The following is a 13,369-nucleotide window of genomic DNA, read 5'->3' on the forward strand; positions in this document are numbered from 1 at the left end:
CCGCGAAGACGCCGCGCTGCCGCGGCTGCCCGTGAGAGCCGTCCCAAGACGGCGACGGCACCGGCAGGAACCACCTGCCCGGTGGCGATGCCGTACGGCCGAAAACGGGCGCGCCCCGATATGACCCCGGCGGCTGTGCCGCAGGGGGGCGCGAGCATGCCGTCGAACCCCCTGAGGTATCCCGTGCAGAACCCTTTTGACCGCTCGCGTACACCCGACTCCCGCACCGACCGCCTCCCCGCCCTGCGCCGCCCCAGCCGACCCGTCGTCATGGTCGCGGGGATCGCCGCACTCGCCTCGGCGACCGGCGTCGGCATCGCGTCGGGCAGCCCATCGGGCGGCGACACCGCGAACTTGGCGGCGGCGTCGACCGTGGCGAGCGGCGACGTGAGCGGCAACGCGGCGGCGCGGCAGTCGCTCGCCGACCGCGTGCAGGAGGTCGCCGCCCGAGGTGCCGTCCGCGAGTCGCTGCCGGGCAGCTCGCTCGCCGCGCGCCAGGCCGCCGAGGCCGCCGAGATCCGGAGCGCCGCAGATGTCCGGCGGCAGGCCGCCGCCGAAGCAGCCGCGGCCGCGGAGGCCACCCGGGCCGCGGAGGCCGCCCGGGCCGCGGAAGCCGCTGCCGCTGCCGCCGCGCAGTCCGCGGCAGCCGCCGAGGCCGCCCGCATGCAGGCCGAGCAGAAGGCCGCAGCCGACCGTGCAGCGGCGGGTCAGGCCGCAGCCGCAGCCGCCGCGCGGAAGGCCGCAGCCGCCTCCACGGTGTCCGCCTCCGGTTACGTCCGTCCGGTTACCGGCACGCCGCACGGCAGCTACGGACGGTCCGGTTCGCACTGGTCGCACGGCCACACCGGCGAGGACTTCACCGCGTCGTCCGGCACGTCGGTCAAGGCCGTCGCCGCCGGAACGGTCGTCAAGGCCGGCTGGGGAGGGGCGTACGGCAACGAGATCGTCATCAAGCACGCCGACGGCAAGTACACGCAGTACGGCCACCTGTCGAAGTTCTCGGTCAAGGCGGGCGCGAAGGTGAACGCCGCGCAGCAGATCGGCCTGGCCGGCTCGACCGGCAACTCCACCGGTCCGCACCTGCACTTCGAGGTCCGCACCGGGCCCGCGTACGGTTCGGACGTCGACCCCATCGCGTATCTGCGCGCCAAGGGCGTCCGTATCTGAGCCGACCATATCTGATGCACCGTCAATTGGCAGGTGCGTCAAAGAAGCAGCCGCAGGGCGGGGTTTCGTGTGAAACCCCGCCCTGCGGCTTTATGCGTGGCCGAGACCGGGCCGACGACTACTCGCCGCGCCCCCGGGACGCGTCGTCGCGGGAACGCCGCGGGTCGGTGCCCCGGAAGATCGTCACCATGACCCCGATGAACATCGCGGCGACAACGGCCGACGGGATGAGTGCGGCAAGTGCGTCCATGTCGATTACTCCGGCTTCACGAGCGGGAAGAGAATGGTGTCGCGAATACCCCGGCCGGTAAACGCCATGAGCATCCTGTCGATGCCCATCCCCATACCGCCCGAAGGCGGCATCGCGTACTCCAGGGCACGCAGGAAGTCTTCGTCCAACTGCATCGCCTCCGCGTCACCGCCCGCCGCGAGCAATGACTGCTCGGTCAGGCGCTTGCGCTGCTCGACGGGGTCGACCAACTCCGAATACGCGGTGCCCAGCTCCATGCCGAAACCGATCAGGTCCCACTTCTCGGCGAGTCCGGGCGTCTCCCGGTGCTGCCGGGTGAGCGGAGACGTCTCGATCGGGTAGTCGCGCACGAACGTCGGTTGGACCAAGGTGTGTTCGACCAGGGCCTCGAAAATCTCCTGGACGAGCTTGCCCTGCCCCCACGTCGGCTCCCACGCAATGTCGCGGGCATCGGCGAACTTGCGGACCTGCTCGATAGCGGTGGCGGGAGTGATCTCCTCGCCCAGCGCTTCCGAGACCGATCCGTACACGGTGATCTGCGGCCACTCCCCCGCGATGTCGACCTCTTGGCCGTGCCACTCGAACACCGAAGAGCCGAAGACGCGTTCGGCGGTGTACTGGTACACCTCGCGCACCACGGTCGCCATGGTGTTGTAGTCGCCGTACGCCTCGTATGCCTCCAGCATCGTGAACTCGGGGTTGTGCGTCGAGTCGGCGCCCTCGTTGCGGAAGTTGCGGTTGATCTCGTAGACCTTCTCCGCGCCGCCGACCACGAGCCGCTTGAGATACAGCTCGGGGGCGATGCGAAGAAAGAGGTCCATGTCGTACGCGTTGATGTGCGTCACGAACGGCCTCGCCGTCGCCCCGCCGTGGACCGGCTGAAGCATCGGCGTCTCGACCTCCAGGAAGTCGCGGCCGTTGAACCAGTCGCGGATCGCGCGCACGACCTCGCTGCGGGTGCGGAGCATCCGGCGGGACTCGTCGTTGACGATGAGGTCGACGTACCGCATTCGGACCCGCGCCTCCGGGTCCGTCATGCCCTTGTGCTTGTCAGGCAGCGGCCGCAGGCACTTCGCGGTGATCGCCCAACTGTCGACCATGACCGACAGCTCACCGCGCCGCGACGTGATGACCTCGCCCTCGACGCCGACGTGGTCGCCCAGGTCGACGTCCGACTTCCACGCCGCGAGCGATTCGGCCCCGACGCTGTCGAGCGACACCATCACCTGGAGATCACCGCTGCCGTCACGCAGCGTCGCGAAGCAGAGCTTCCCGCCGATCCGCGACAACACCACCCGCCCGGTCAGCCCGACCCGCTTGCCCGTCTTGACGTCCGCCTCAAGCGCGGGGAACTCGGCACGCAGCTCGCCGACCGTCGTCGTGCGCGGAAACCCCACCGGATACGGATCGACACCCTCCCCCCGCAAACGCTCAAGCTTCTCGCGTCGCACGCGCATCTGCTCGGGAAGGTCGTCAACCTGCTCGGTGGTCGGCACAACGTCAGCCTGGGCGTTCTCGGTCACCAGGCAAGGCTACCTGCGGCACTCGACGGGCCAGTACCGGATTACCTTCACGGCGGTCAAGGGCGGCCACGGCAACGGGACCGACACACTCCGCACCGGCCCACATCCCAATCCACCACCCGTCAGACGGCCGCGGCGGCCTTGCTACGCCGCACGACATCCGACACCGCACACGCCCCGACGGGCAGCACCCACCGATCACCGCGCCCCCCGGTCGCCGAAAACCCACCCGTTTCCGCAAGCTCCGCCCCGCCGCCCGCAACCGTCTGCACCCCACCGACGGCTCGGGGCGCCCGAGATCCGGTCGCGAACCCACGGCTCACGTGGACCACGGTGTCGTTCGCCGGATTGCCGTTCAGGTCTCGTGGACGATGTCCGAGTCCATTGCAGTCACGTTGTCGGCGGTGCCGATATCGGCCGCAATCGCCGTACGCAGCCCGGGCTTCTCCTTCCACGTAAGCCGCTGGCGGGGAGGGGCCCTCAAACCGAGATACACGTCGTGAACCTGCCCCCGGAAAACTCAGACCGGTCCACCTCGGCGATGCCGGGCGAGCACGGAATCGGGTTCCGCTGCGTCGGCTGGAGCAACCTGTGGCAAAGACGGAAGCCGCCGTCGGCGCCATGGGCTATCCGACAACGGCTCGGTCGAACTTGGCGATTCGTCAGGAAAATGGCCCGGTAGATCGTTTTCGTGCCCGTGCCCGCTCTGCGAGACGGCATTCCATGGCGCGCTCGGCAAGGTAACTGCAACGCTCCAGGAGAACCCGGCGACGAGTGCGTTCGGCGCCGCCGCAAGGAAGTTCAACGAGGGATCGCAGCGCGGCGAGGTCTTCTGCGGTGGGGGTGTAGGCGTACGACGCGACGAGGCGTTCGAGGGCGGCGAGGTACGTCGCGGCGGTGCCGGGGAGTGCGGCGCGGTGGTGGGTCAACTCCGTGAGTTCGAAGTCGCGGAGGCGGTCGCGTTCGGCTTCGGCTTCGGCGATGGCCTGGTCGAGGAGCCAGAAATCGACGGGAGCGGGGGCGGAGCCGGGACCTGCGCCCACCGACTCCCCCTCCTCCCCGGGTCGTCCGCCTGCCTTCATCGCCAACATCAGTGCCCGGCGCAGCACCCTCACTTCATGCGTCGCGAAGGCCAGCCCGTGATCTCCGTGAGGTGTCGGCATGCCCCCGACGTTAAGGGGTTAACTCCGGCAAAAAGGAGTATTTGGACTGCGGCTTGCAGGAGAGCCGCACGGTGTGGCGTCGAACAGTGCCCGCCATCCAGCCCCCGAGGCCCGGCAGCCCCTTCGCCCCGGCAGGCGAGGGGAGCCGCACCGACACGCCAAACCCAAGGGCGGGGCGAGGGTGGGCATCGATCCGCCGAACAGCGAATAGGCGTACGAACCGCTATCACTCTTCGTGATTACTTTGTCGCCCTCCGTCTTCCTTGCGGTGTTACTGTGCCTCGGCCGGACGCCGACAGATCGGGGGGTCAGCCGTGCCGAATCGTTTCGAAGTCCAACCGTGGGAACTCCGCGCTTCCGCAAGCGCGTCGCGGGACGTGGCCGAGAGCCTGATCCAGCGCGGCGATATCGCCGCCGACGAAAGCATCGCCTGTCTATCCACGTTGGGCGGCTTCACATCCGTGAGCGCGCTCGCGACCATTGCGCGGTCGTGGCAGGGCCAAGTCAGGTATATCGGCGAGGGCTACTTTCAGGCAGGGAACGCACTGCGGATGAACGCGGACGCGTACGAAAGCGCGGAGGCCACAGCGGTCAACGCACTGCAACTCCCGCACGGCTGACGGTGGTACGCATGCCCACCGCCACTCAACTGTGTACCGCGAACCTCAACGCGCTCTATAACGCCCGCGTCTCCTGGGCAGCTCTGCTCGCCGCGCTGGAGGGCGCCCAGCGGGACGCCGGGGCCAAAGTGGGAGGCCCATTGCGTGCCTCGAACTGGGTCGGGCTGAGCGCTGATGCCGCGTACCGCAATCTCGACCGCTTGTCCGACGACTTACTGCATGCGACGGTCCAGGCTCGCTTGGTCTACACGCTGCTGGACGACATACACGAGTTCTTCCATACGAGCCGGCAGCAGCTCAGGCGGTTGCTGGACACAACCTCCGACGAACACGCCGACAGGGCGATCGCGGCACTTTTGCGCACGGTCAACGAAACCGACGAACGCTACGCGGCAGCGCTCCGCCAACTCGACGTCATTCCACGAACCGACACCAATTCGACGAGCTGGCAGGGCCACGCCCAGGACAGGAAAGCCGTCGCGGCCCTCAGCCACCTCGACCTGTCGGCGATTCCACGCAACGACCCGGCGGCCGCCGCCGCATGGTGGGCTTCGCTGACCGAAGACCAGCGACACGAGTACATCGCCTTCGCGCCCCGGCTGATCGGAATGACGGACGGACTGCCGGCCGCCGTCCGGGACCAGGCCAATCGACTGGCGCTGAAGGAAGAACGCACCGCGCTGCAACGGCAGTTGGAGCAACTCAATCACCTGCCGAACGCCCCGGCCCGCAGCAACTTGCCTCCGCAGTACCGGGATCCACGCAACGTGGAGCTGGCGAGAGAGGAATTGCACCGGCGACTGGACGGAATCACTGCGCTGGAGAAGGTACTCGATTACCAGTTGGGCGACCAGGAGAACCCCTACGGGCAGGCGGTTCCACCGGCCTTTCTGCTCAGTTACAGCACCGAGGGGAACGGGCGGGCGGTGGTGGCGCTGGGAAATCCGGACACGGCTGACAATGTGGTGATCAACGTCCCGGGCACGGGAGCGAAGCTTGCCGATGTAGCGGGTGCGATCGACCGGACTTCATATGTACTGGCGTCAGCCACCATCGCCGCCCCGAGGCAACCGACGTCCTCGATTTTGTGGATGGGCTATGACGCACCGCAAAGCCTCGTCAAAGATTCGACTCGTGAAGCGTTTGCGGAGAACGGGGCGCCCAGACTGGCACGCTTCGACGCAGGCCTCGACGCCGTCCGAGAGGGAGATCCGGCGCACACCACCGTCATTGCACACAGTTATGGGAGCTTGGTGGCCGGGCGGGCTTTGGAGCATGAGGGGATGCAGGTCAACAGGTTTATCATCATCGGGAGCCCGGGGGTCGGTGCGGAGCACGTGAGCGAGTTGAACATGCCCGCAGAAGATGTCTACGCAGGAACAATCGCTAACGATCCCGTCGACGAGTATGCGCTCCCTTTGAGCCCCAGAAAATGGGACGAGATCGAGCAAGTTCGGTTTGGCATCAACCCGACATCGGACCAATTCGGCGCTCAAGACCTTCCGGTCGGCCGTGCGCCAGGGGGAGACGATGTCTTCAATTTCAGCGCCCACTCATACTACTGGCAGCAAAGGTCCCCATCGCTCGTGGCGATGGGCGAGATCGCCGCAGGACAACGGCCGTGAGCAAGCGACTTTGGGCCACCAAATTGCTACTCACAGCGATGGCGACGACAGGCTGCGGGGCTGGGACGCAGAGTGCTGTGAAAGCCGATGAAATTCGACCCATCGTCGCGCAGGCTTTCGACAAATCATTGGCGACGCTGAATAACCCGAATTTGGGAATCAAAAATACATATAGCAGCGACTGCACCGACGTGGGTGGGGCTCCAACAGGGGCAATCGACCTCGGCTGGGCATACAACGCTAAAGGTGTGCCGCGAGAAAACGGCGTAGAGGATCTACTCGCACTCGAAGCAGCATGGGCTAAAGCTGGATATCATCAAGTATACCCGGCCAAATGGAACAGCGACTACATCGTGTTGCTCTTTCAAGACGCTTCCACGGGAATTGGTCTCCGTGCGCACCTTACGCCAATCGGTGAATTCCACATCGGCATCCACTCTCCCTGCGTGGAACCCAGCGAATCTGCCCTCCCCGCTTCGTCCTCGCCCCGTCCCCCTTCTCCCTCTGCCAAGGACATCCCCGCGTCCGCGGCTGCGGTCCCGGGCTACGCGCCCGCGTTGCGCTCGTAGACCATTCTCAGGCCGATCAATGTCAGCCACGGCTCGTGGATGTCGATGACGCTTGCTTCGCCCAGGACCAGCGTGGCGAGGCCTCCTGTGGCGACGACCGTTACGGACTCGGGGTCGTCCGACAGTTCCGCGGCCATGCGCCTTACCACGCCGTCTACTTGGCCGGCGAAGCCGTAGAGGATTCCTGCCTGCATGGCCTCGACCGTGCTCTTGCCGATGACGCTGCGGGGGCGCATCAGTTCGATTTTGCGGAGTTGGGCGCCTCGGGCGCCCAGCGCGTCCACGGAGATTTCGATGCCGGGGGCGATGGCGCCGCCGATGTATTCGCCTTTGGCGCTGACGGCGTCGAAGGTGGTCGCGGTGCCGAAGTCGACGACGATGCAGGGGCCGCCGTACAGCTTGATGGCGGCCAGGGCGTTGATGATGCGGTCGGTGCCGACTTCCTTGGGGTTGTCCATGAGGACCGGGACGCCGGTCTTGACGCCGGGTTCGACGACCACGGCGGGGATGTCGCCGTAGTAGCGGCGGAACATGTCGCGCATCTCGTGCAGGACCGACGGGACGGTGGAGCAGACGGCGATGCCGTCGACGCCGCCGGGGTCGATGAGGGGGTGTTGGCCGAGCAGGCCTTGGAGCACCACCGCGAGTTCGTCGGCGGTGCGGCGCGCGTCGGTGGAGATGCGCCAATGCTCGACGATGTCGTCACCGTCGAACAGGCCGAGCACGGTGTGCGTGTTGCCTACGTCGATCGTCAGGAGCATCGTCGCGTGTCCTTGGCTGGGGCGGTGAGTCGAAACTGGGGTGGGCGGTGAAGGAGTGCACAGTACCCGGCGCGGGTTTGGGGTGTTCGGCCGCGTCAGCGGAGGTCCACGCCGATGTCGAGGATCGGCGCGGAGTGGGTGAGTGCACCGACCGCCAGGTAGTCCACGCCGGTCGCGGCAACGTCGCGGGCGGTGTCGAGGGTCAGGCCGCCGCTGGATTCGAGGCGCGCCCGGCCGGCCACCAGGGCGACGGCCTCGCGGAGCTGATGCGGCGTCATGTTGTCGAGCAGGATGAGGTCGGCGCCCGCTTCGAGTACGGGTGCGATCTGGTCCAGGCGGTCGACCTCGACTTCGACCGGCACGTCGGGAAACGCTGTCCGCACTGCCCGGAACGCCTCGGCGACGCCGCCCGCGGCCACAACGTGGTTGTCCTTGACCATCGCGGCGTCGGACAGTGACATGCGGTGGTTGACGCCACCGCCGCAGCGCACGGCGTACTTCTCCAGCGCACGCAGCCCGGGGGTTGTCTTGCGGGTGTCGCGGATCGCGGCGCCGGTGCCCGCGATGGCGTCGACCCACTCGCGGGTGAGCGTGGCGATGCCGGAGAGCCGGCACAGCAGGTTGAGGGCGGAGCGCTCGGCCGTCAGCAGTTCGCGGGTCGGGCCGGAGGCGGTGAAGAGCACCTGGCCCCGGGCGACGCGGTCGCCGTCGGCGACGAAGGTGCTGATGTCGGCGGCACCGCCGCAGACCACGTCGACGACGGCTTCGGCGACGGGGATGCCTGCCGCGACGCCGATGGCACGGGCGGTGAAGTCGGCGTGGCCGCGCGCGTCCGCGGGCACGGTGGCGACGGATGTGACGTCGACGCCGCCGTCCAGGTCCTCGGCGACCGTCGCGCGGACGAGCGCCTCGACCGCGGCGGGGTCCAGTCCGGCTTTGGCCAGGCGGGAGGCGAGGTCCGGGCTGAGCGTCACGGCTACTCCTTGGGCTGGGGCGTTGTCGCCGGGGTCGACGGTGTCGGCTCGTGGAGCTTGGGCTCGTACGGCTCGTACGTCAGATCAAGGCGCCCGGCGGCCATCGTGGTCACCACGTGCCCGCGCCAGTCCTTGTCGTCGCGGTCGGGGAAGTCCTCGCGCCAGTGGCAGCCGCGCGTCTCCTCGCGGTCGTACGCCGCGGCGGCCAGGGCGCTCGCGACGGTGTGCAGATTGGTCGCCTCCCACGCCTCGGTGCACGGGTCGGTGCCGGTCCGCAGCGCGAGCTCCGCGAGTACGCGCGTGGTCTCGCGCAGGCTGTCCCGGCTGCGCAGCACACCCGCCCCGGCGGTCATGGCGCGTTGCAGCGGCAGGCGTACGCCGGCGTCCAACAGCCCTGCCTCGCCCGGCGGTTCGACTGGTTCGCGGCGCGGGGGGAGGTCGCGGGCGAGGTCGGCGGCGATGCGTTCGGCGAAGACCAGGCCTTCGAGGAGCGAGTTGGACGCGAGGCGGTTGGCGCCGTGGACGCCGGTGCACGCGACCTCGCCGCACGCGTACAGGCCGGGGACGGTTGTACGCCCGTGCAGGTCGGTGCGCACTCCCCCGCTCGCATAGTGCGCGGCCGGGGCGACCGGGATCAGATCGGACACCGGGTCGATGCCGTGTGAGCGGCACGCGGCCAATATGGTCGGGAACCGTGCGGCCCACATGTCGGCGCCGAAGTGCCGCCCGTCGAGGTACATGTGCTCGGTGCCGGTCTCGGCCATCCGCCGCGTGATGCCCTTGGCGACGATGTCGCGCGGTGCGAGCTCCCCCAGCGGGTGACGGCCCGTCATGAACCGTATGCCGTCGGCGTCGACGAGGTACGCGCCCTCGCCTCGCACGGCCTCGGAAACCAGCGGCTGCTGCCCTTCGGCGCCCGGCCCGAGCCACAGCACGGTGGGGTGGAACTGCACGAACTCCAGATCGGTCACCGACGCCCCGGCCCGCAGCGCGAGTGCGACGCCGTCGCCGGTCGACACGTGGGGGTTGGTGGTCGAGGAGAAGATCTGGCCCATGCCGCCGGCCGCCAGGATCACCGCGCGGCCGTGCACCGCACCGACGCCGTCGCGCGCACCCTCGCCCATGACGTGCAGGGTCACGCCGCACACGCGGTCTTCCGCGTCCCGCAACAGGTCCAGGACGAGGGCGTGTTCGATGACCTCGATGCCGGCGTCGTGGACCGCGTGCACGAGTGCCCGCGATATCTCCGCGCCGGTGGCGTCACCGCCCGCGTGCGCGATGCGGTTGCGCAAATGCCCGCCCTCGCGCGTGAGCAGAATGTTGCCGTCGGCGTCGCGGTCGAATTCGGCACCGACCGACATGAGGCGGCCGACCGCGCCGGGGCCCTCGGTGACCAGGACGCGCACGGCTTCCTCGTCGCACAGCCCGGCACCCGCGACGAGCGTGTCGTGCATGTGCTGTGCGGGAGTGTCGCCTTCGCCGAGTGCCGCAGCGATGCCGCCTTGCGCCCACCGGGTGGAGCCTTCGTCGAGGACCGCCTTGGTGACCACGAGGACGCGGTCGACCACGTCGGCGGCCCGCAGCGCCGCGGTGAGGCCGGCGACGCCCGAGCCGACGACGATGACGTCCGCGTAGGTGGACCAGCCGGGCGCGGGGGCGGCCAGCCGGGTCGGGTGTGTGGTCACCGGCCTGTCTTCCCGGCCCCGGAGGCGGACCGTGCCGCCGCTTTCCCGGCGGCCTTCTTCGCGGCGTTCCGCGCGGTCTTGGCGGCGGTCTTGCGGGACGCCTTCTCGGCCGACTTCCTCGCCGACTTCTTCGCGGTCTTCTGGACGGCTTTCGCCGGGTTCTGCTCCTCGCCCGGCGAAGGCTCGGTGGACGCGGCGTCGCGCGGGGTGGGGATGTCGCCGCGCAGCAGCCCGTTCCCGGCGGGCCCGGCCGGGACCTCGGCCGCGTCGTGGCCGGTCCCGGTGATGCGGTTCTCGCCGTCGACGAACACCACGCGCGGCTTCATGGCACGGGCCTCGTCATCGGTGACCTGGGCGTACGCGATGATGATCACCAGGTCGCCGGTGTGCACGAGGCGCGCGGCGGCGCCGTTGATGCCGATGACCCCGGTGCCGCGCGGGCCGGCGATCGTGTACGTCTCCAGGCGGGCGCCGTTGTCGATGTCGACGATGTGCACGAGCTCGCCCGGCAGCAGGTCCGCGGCGTCGAGGAGGTCCTCGTCGATGGTGACCGAGCCGACGTAGTGCAGGTCGGCCTGGGTCACCGTGGCGCGGTGGATCTTGGACTTGAACATCGTGCGCATCATGACCGTGCTCCTGCGATCACCAGGGGGACATTGTCGATCAGACGGGTCGTGCCGACCCGGGCGGCGACGGCCAGGACAGCCGGGCCGAAGTGGTTCGCGGGCACCTCGGCGAACGTGGTGGGGTCCACGAGGGCGAGGTAGTCGAGGACGAGCGGCGGAGTGGCGTGCGCGGCCTCGGCGAGCACCGCGGACGCCGCGTCGCAGACCGCCGCGGCCCCGTGTGCGGCCTCGGCTTCGCCGGCGCGCAGCGCGCGGCTGAGCGCGAGGGCCGTGGCACGGTCCGCGAGTCCGAGGTAGCGGTTGCGGCTGGACAGCGCGAGGCCGTCGACCTCCCGCACGGTGGGTACGGCCACGACCTCGGTGCGGAAGTTGAGATCGGCGACCATGCGCCGGATGAGCGCGAGTTGCTGCGCGTCCTTCTGCCCGTAGAACGCGATGTGCTCGGTGCCGGTGTCGAACGGCTCGGTCAGGTGCAGGAGCTTCGCGACCACGGTGAGCATGCCGTCGAAGTGGCCGGGGCGGGACGCGCCTTCGAGTACGGCCCCGACCGGCCCCGCCGAGATGCGCACCAGCGGCGCGCCGTCCGGGTAGACGTCCTCGACCGACGGGGCGAAGACCAGGTCCGCACCCGCTTCCTGGCACACGACCAGGTCCGCGTCGAGGGTGCGCGGGTAGCGGTCGAGGTCTTCGTTCACTCCGAATTGCAGCGGGTTGACGAAGACGGTGACCAGCACGGCCCCGTCGTGTCCGACGCGCTCGCGGGCGGTGCGGATCAGCGTGGCGTGGCCTTCGTGCAGCGCGCCCATGGTCATGACGACGGCGACCGCGGGCGCGGAGGCGTACGCGGCGTACACCTCTTCGAATTCCTCACGCCCTTGGGCAAGGACGGTGTTGCGGGTGTCGGCCATCAGGCACCTCCTTCGGCCAGCACGTCCAGCAGTGCCGTGGCCAGCTCGGGCTTCAGCAGCCCGGCCGTGAGCGCGCGGTCGGCGGTGAGCCGGGCCATCGCCACATAGGCGGCCAGCCCTTCGGGCGCGGTCCGGCGAAGCTCGGCGAGGTGGGCGGCGACGGTGCCGGCGTCTCCTCGCGCGACCGGGCCGGTCAGGGCGAGGTCCCCGGAGCGCAGGGCGTTGTCGAGGGCCGCACCGAGGAGCGGGCCGAGCATGCGGTCGGGGGCGCGGACGCCGGCCGCGGTGAGCAGGTCGAGGGATTGCGCCACCAGGGTGACCAGGTGGTTGGCTCCGTTGGCGAGCGCCACGTGGTAGAGCGGGCGCGCGCTCTCGTCGATCCATTCGGGCTCGCCGCCCATCTCGACCACCAGCGCCTCGGCGACCGGCCGCAGCACCTCGGGGGCGGTGACCCCGAAGGAGCAGCCGACCAGCCGCTGGACGTCCACCGAGGTGCCGGTGAACGTCATGACGGGGTGCAGCGCGAGCGGCAGCGCACCGGCGCGCGCGGCGTCTTCGAGGACGGAGACGCCGAAACGGCCGGAGGTGTGCACGAGCATTTGGCCGGGTTTGAGGGCCCCGGTCGTGGCGAGGCCCGTCACGAGGTCGGACAGCGCGTCGTCGGGGACGGTGAGCAGGACGAGGTCCGCGCGGGCGATGACGTCCTGCGGGCTGGCGAGGGGGACACCGGGGAGCAAGTCCTCGGCGCGGCGTCGGGACGCGTCCGAAACACCGGAGGCGGCGACGACGGTGTGGCCGGCGAGGGCCAGGGCTGCGGCGAGCGGCGCGCCGACGCGGCCCGCGCCGACGACGCCGACCGCGAGGCGGGCGGGTCGGTCGGCGGGATCCGCAGGCCGGGGCCGCCGTCGGGGTACGGCGGGGGAGTCGTTCTCGGTCACGATGGCCTTCCGTTCCAGTCCGCGGTGGGTACCGGACGAGTACTGGCCCATTCAGCGTACTCAGGTGGGGGGCGGACCGAATCGCGGGTGGCCTCCCGGACCGCGCAGAAATGCCGGGGTGTATCCCATATCGAGGATGTCGTCCACAACGGTCGAGCGCCGGAAGAGGACCGGGCCGCGCATCCCGATGGCCCCGAGGGCCGTGAGGATGAGCCCGGTGAGCAGCAGCGTCGCGGTGACGACGCGAGCCGCCATGGCGGCTCGGGGCCCGTTTTCGGTGCGGAGTGTGTACGACGACGCGGCGGGTGCGCCGGGCTCCGTCACGGGTCGGCCTGCGGGGTCGCCGACGGCCACCTGGGTGGAGAACTTCGGGGAACTCTTGTTCGGACCGTTCGGGGTCGCGTCGAACACGCCTGCGGCGGCGACGATGCCCACTGCGGATATCGCGAGCGCGGACCTGAGGACCACGCGAGCCATGAGCTTGCGCATGAGAACCTCCGAACCTCAGGGGATCACATGGCGTGATAAGCCGCATATCGAGCGTTCCCAAGAGTGTTGGG

Annotated in this window: 13 protein-coding genes and 1 pseudogene; 4 read left to right on the top strand and 10 right to left on the bottom strand. The window is 69.5% G+C overall.

Annotated elements, in window-relative coordinates; genetic code table 11:
• Positions 1 to 183 precede the first annotated feature (183 nt).
• Positions 184 to 1,167 carry a M23 family metallopeptidase gene (locus ACRX5W_RS10695; RefSeq protein WP_436787786.1) on the top strand — a complete coding sequence of 328 codons (984 nt, stop codon included), beginning with the start codon at positions 184 to 186 and terminating at the stop codon, positions 1,165 to 1,167.
• 118 nt (positions 1,168 to 1,285) lie between these two features.
• On the opposite strand, the gene ACRX5W_RS10700 is transcribed toward ACRX5W_RS10695, so the two are convergent.
• From ACRX5W_RS10700 to ACRX5W_RS10710, 3 genes are all read right to left on the bottom strand, one after another.
• The gene (locus tag ACRX5W_RS10700) at positions 1,286 to 1,417 is read right to left on the bottom strand and encodes a hypothetical protein (RefSeq protein WP_436787787.1); all 132 of its coding nucleotides are present in this window, start codon (positions 1,415 to 1,417) and stop codon (positions 1,286 to 1,288) included.
• A gap of 5 nt (positions 1,418 to 1,422) precedes the next feature.
• Positions 1,423 to 2,940 (bottom strand): bifunctional lysylphosphatidylglycerol synthetase/lysine--tRNA ligase LysX, encoded by a 1,518-nt coding sequence (gene lysX, locus ACRX5W_RS10705; protein WP_436787788.1) that lies wholly within the window; start codon positions 2,938 to 2,940, stop codon positions 1,423 to 1,425.
• Positions 2,941 to 3,602: 662 nt separating this feature from the next.
• Complete coding sequence (locus ACRX5W_RS10710; RefSeq protein WP_436787789.1) at positions 3,603 to 4,103, bottom strand: hypothetical protein; 501 nt, start codon at positions 4,101 to 4,103, stop codon at positions 3,603 to 3,605.
• A gap of 314 nt (positions 4,104 to 4,417) precedes the next feature.
• Here ACRX5W_RS10710 and ACRX5W_RS10715 point away from each other — a divergent pair, with 314 nt between their 5' ends.
• The 3 genes from ACRX5W_RS10715 (at position 4,418) to ACRX5W_RS10725 (ending at position 6,917) form a co-directional block, all read left to right on the top strand.
• Complete coding sequence (locus ACRX5W_RS10715) at positions 4,418 to 4,723, top strand: hypothetical protein (RefSeq protein WP_436787790.1); 306 nt, start codon at positions 4,418 to 4,420, stop codon at positions 4,721 to 4,723.
• 11 nt (positions 4,724 to 4,734) lie between these two features.
• Positions 4,735 to 6,348, top strand: a complete 1,614-nt coding sequence (locus ACRX5W_RS10720) for an alpha/beta hydrolase (RefSeq protein WP_436787791.1) — start codon at positions 4,735 to 4,737, stop codon at positions 6,346 to 6,348.
• Positions 6,349 to 6,425: 77 nt separating this feature from the next.
• Complete coding sequence (locus tag ACRX5W_RS10725; protein WP_436787792.1) at positions 6,426 to 6,917, top strand: hypothetical protein; 492 nt, start codon at positions 6,426 to 6,428, stop codon at positions 6,915 to 6,917.
• Here the strand turns inward: ACRX5W_RS10725 and ACRX5W_RS10730 are convergent.
• The 7 genes and pseudogenes from ACRX5W_RS10730 to ACRX5W_RS10760 form a co-directional block, all read right to left on the bottom strand.
• Positions 6,893 to 7,678: a type III pantothenate kinase gene (locus ACRX5W_RS10730; protein WP_436787793.1), complete on the bottom strand. Its 786-nt coding sequence runs from the start codon at positions 7,676 to 7,678 to the stop codon at positions 6,893 to 6,895. The genes ACRX5W_RS10725 and ACRX5W_RS10730 overlap by 25 nt on opposite strands.
• Before the next feature lie 95 nt (positions 7,679 to 7,773).
• On the bottom strand, positions 7,774 to 8,652 hold the full coding sequence (nadC, locus tag ACRX5W_RS10735; protein WP_436787794.1) for a carboxylating nicotinate-nucleotide diphosphorylase: 879 nt from the start codon (positions 8,650 to 8,652) through the stop codon (positions 7,774 to 7,776).
• A 2-nt stretch (positions 8,653 to 8,654) separates the two neighbouring features.
• A complete protein-coding gene (locus ACRX5W_RS10740) occupies positions 8,655 to 10,337 on the bottom strand; it encodes an L-aspartate oxidase (protein WP_436787795.1) in 1,683 nt (560 codons plus the stop codon).
• Between the two features lie 245 nt (positions 10,338 to 10,582).
• Positions 10,583 to 10,963: pseudogene (gene panD / locus ACRX5W_RS10745) on the bottom strand (aspartate 1-decarboxylase); the annotation flags it as partial.
• Entirely contained in the window at positions 10,960 to 11,871 is a 912-nt protein-coding gene (gene panC / locus ACRX5W_RS10750) for a pantoate--beta-alanine ligase (protein ID WP_436787796.1), read from the bottom strand. The gene panC and the pseudogene panD, both read right to left, overlap by 4 nt.
• Positions 11,871 to 12,809, bottom strand: a complete 939-nt coding sequence (locus ACRX5W_RS10755; protein ID WP_436787797.1) for a Rossmann-like and DUF2520 domain-containing protein — start codon at positions 12,807 to 12,809, stop codon at positions 11,871 to 11,873. The genes panC and ACRX5W_RS10755 overlap by 1 nt, the downstream gene beginning before the upstream one ends.
• 60 nt (positions 12,810 to 12,869) lie before the next feature.
• Positions 12,870 to 13,298, bottom strand: coding sequence for a hypothetical protein (locus ACRX5W_RS10760; protein WP_436787798.1), 429 nt, complete (start codon positions 13,296 to 13,298; stop codon positions 12,870 to 12,872).
• Between the last annotated feature and the right edge of the window lie 71 nt (positions 13,299 to 13,369).

Source organism: Yinghuangia sp. YIM S10712 (genome assembly GCF_051388935.1).
In the GTDB taxonomy this organism is placed as follows: domain Bacteria; phylum Actinomycetota; class Actinomycetes; order Streptomycetales; family Streptomycetaceae; genus Yinghuangia.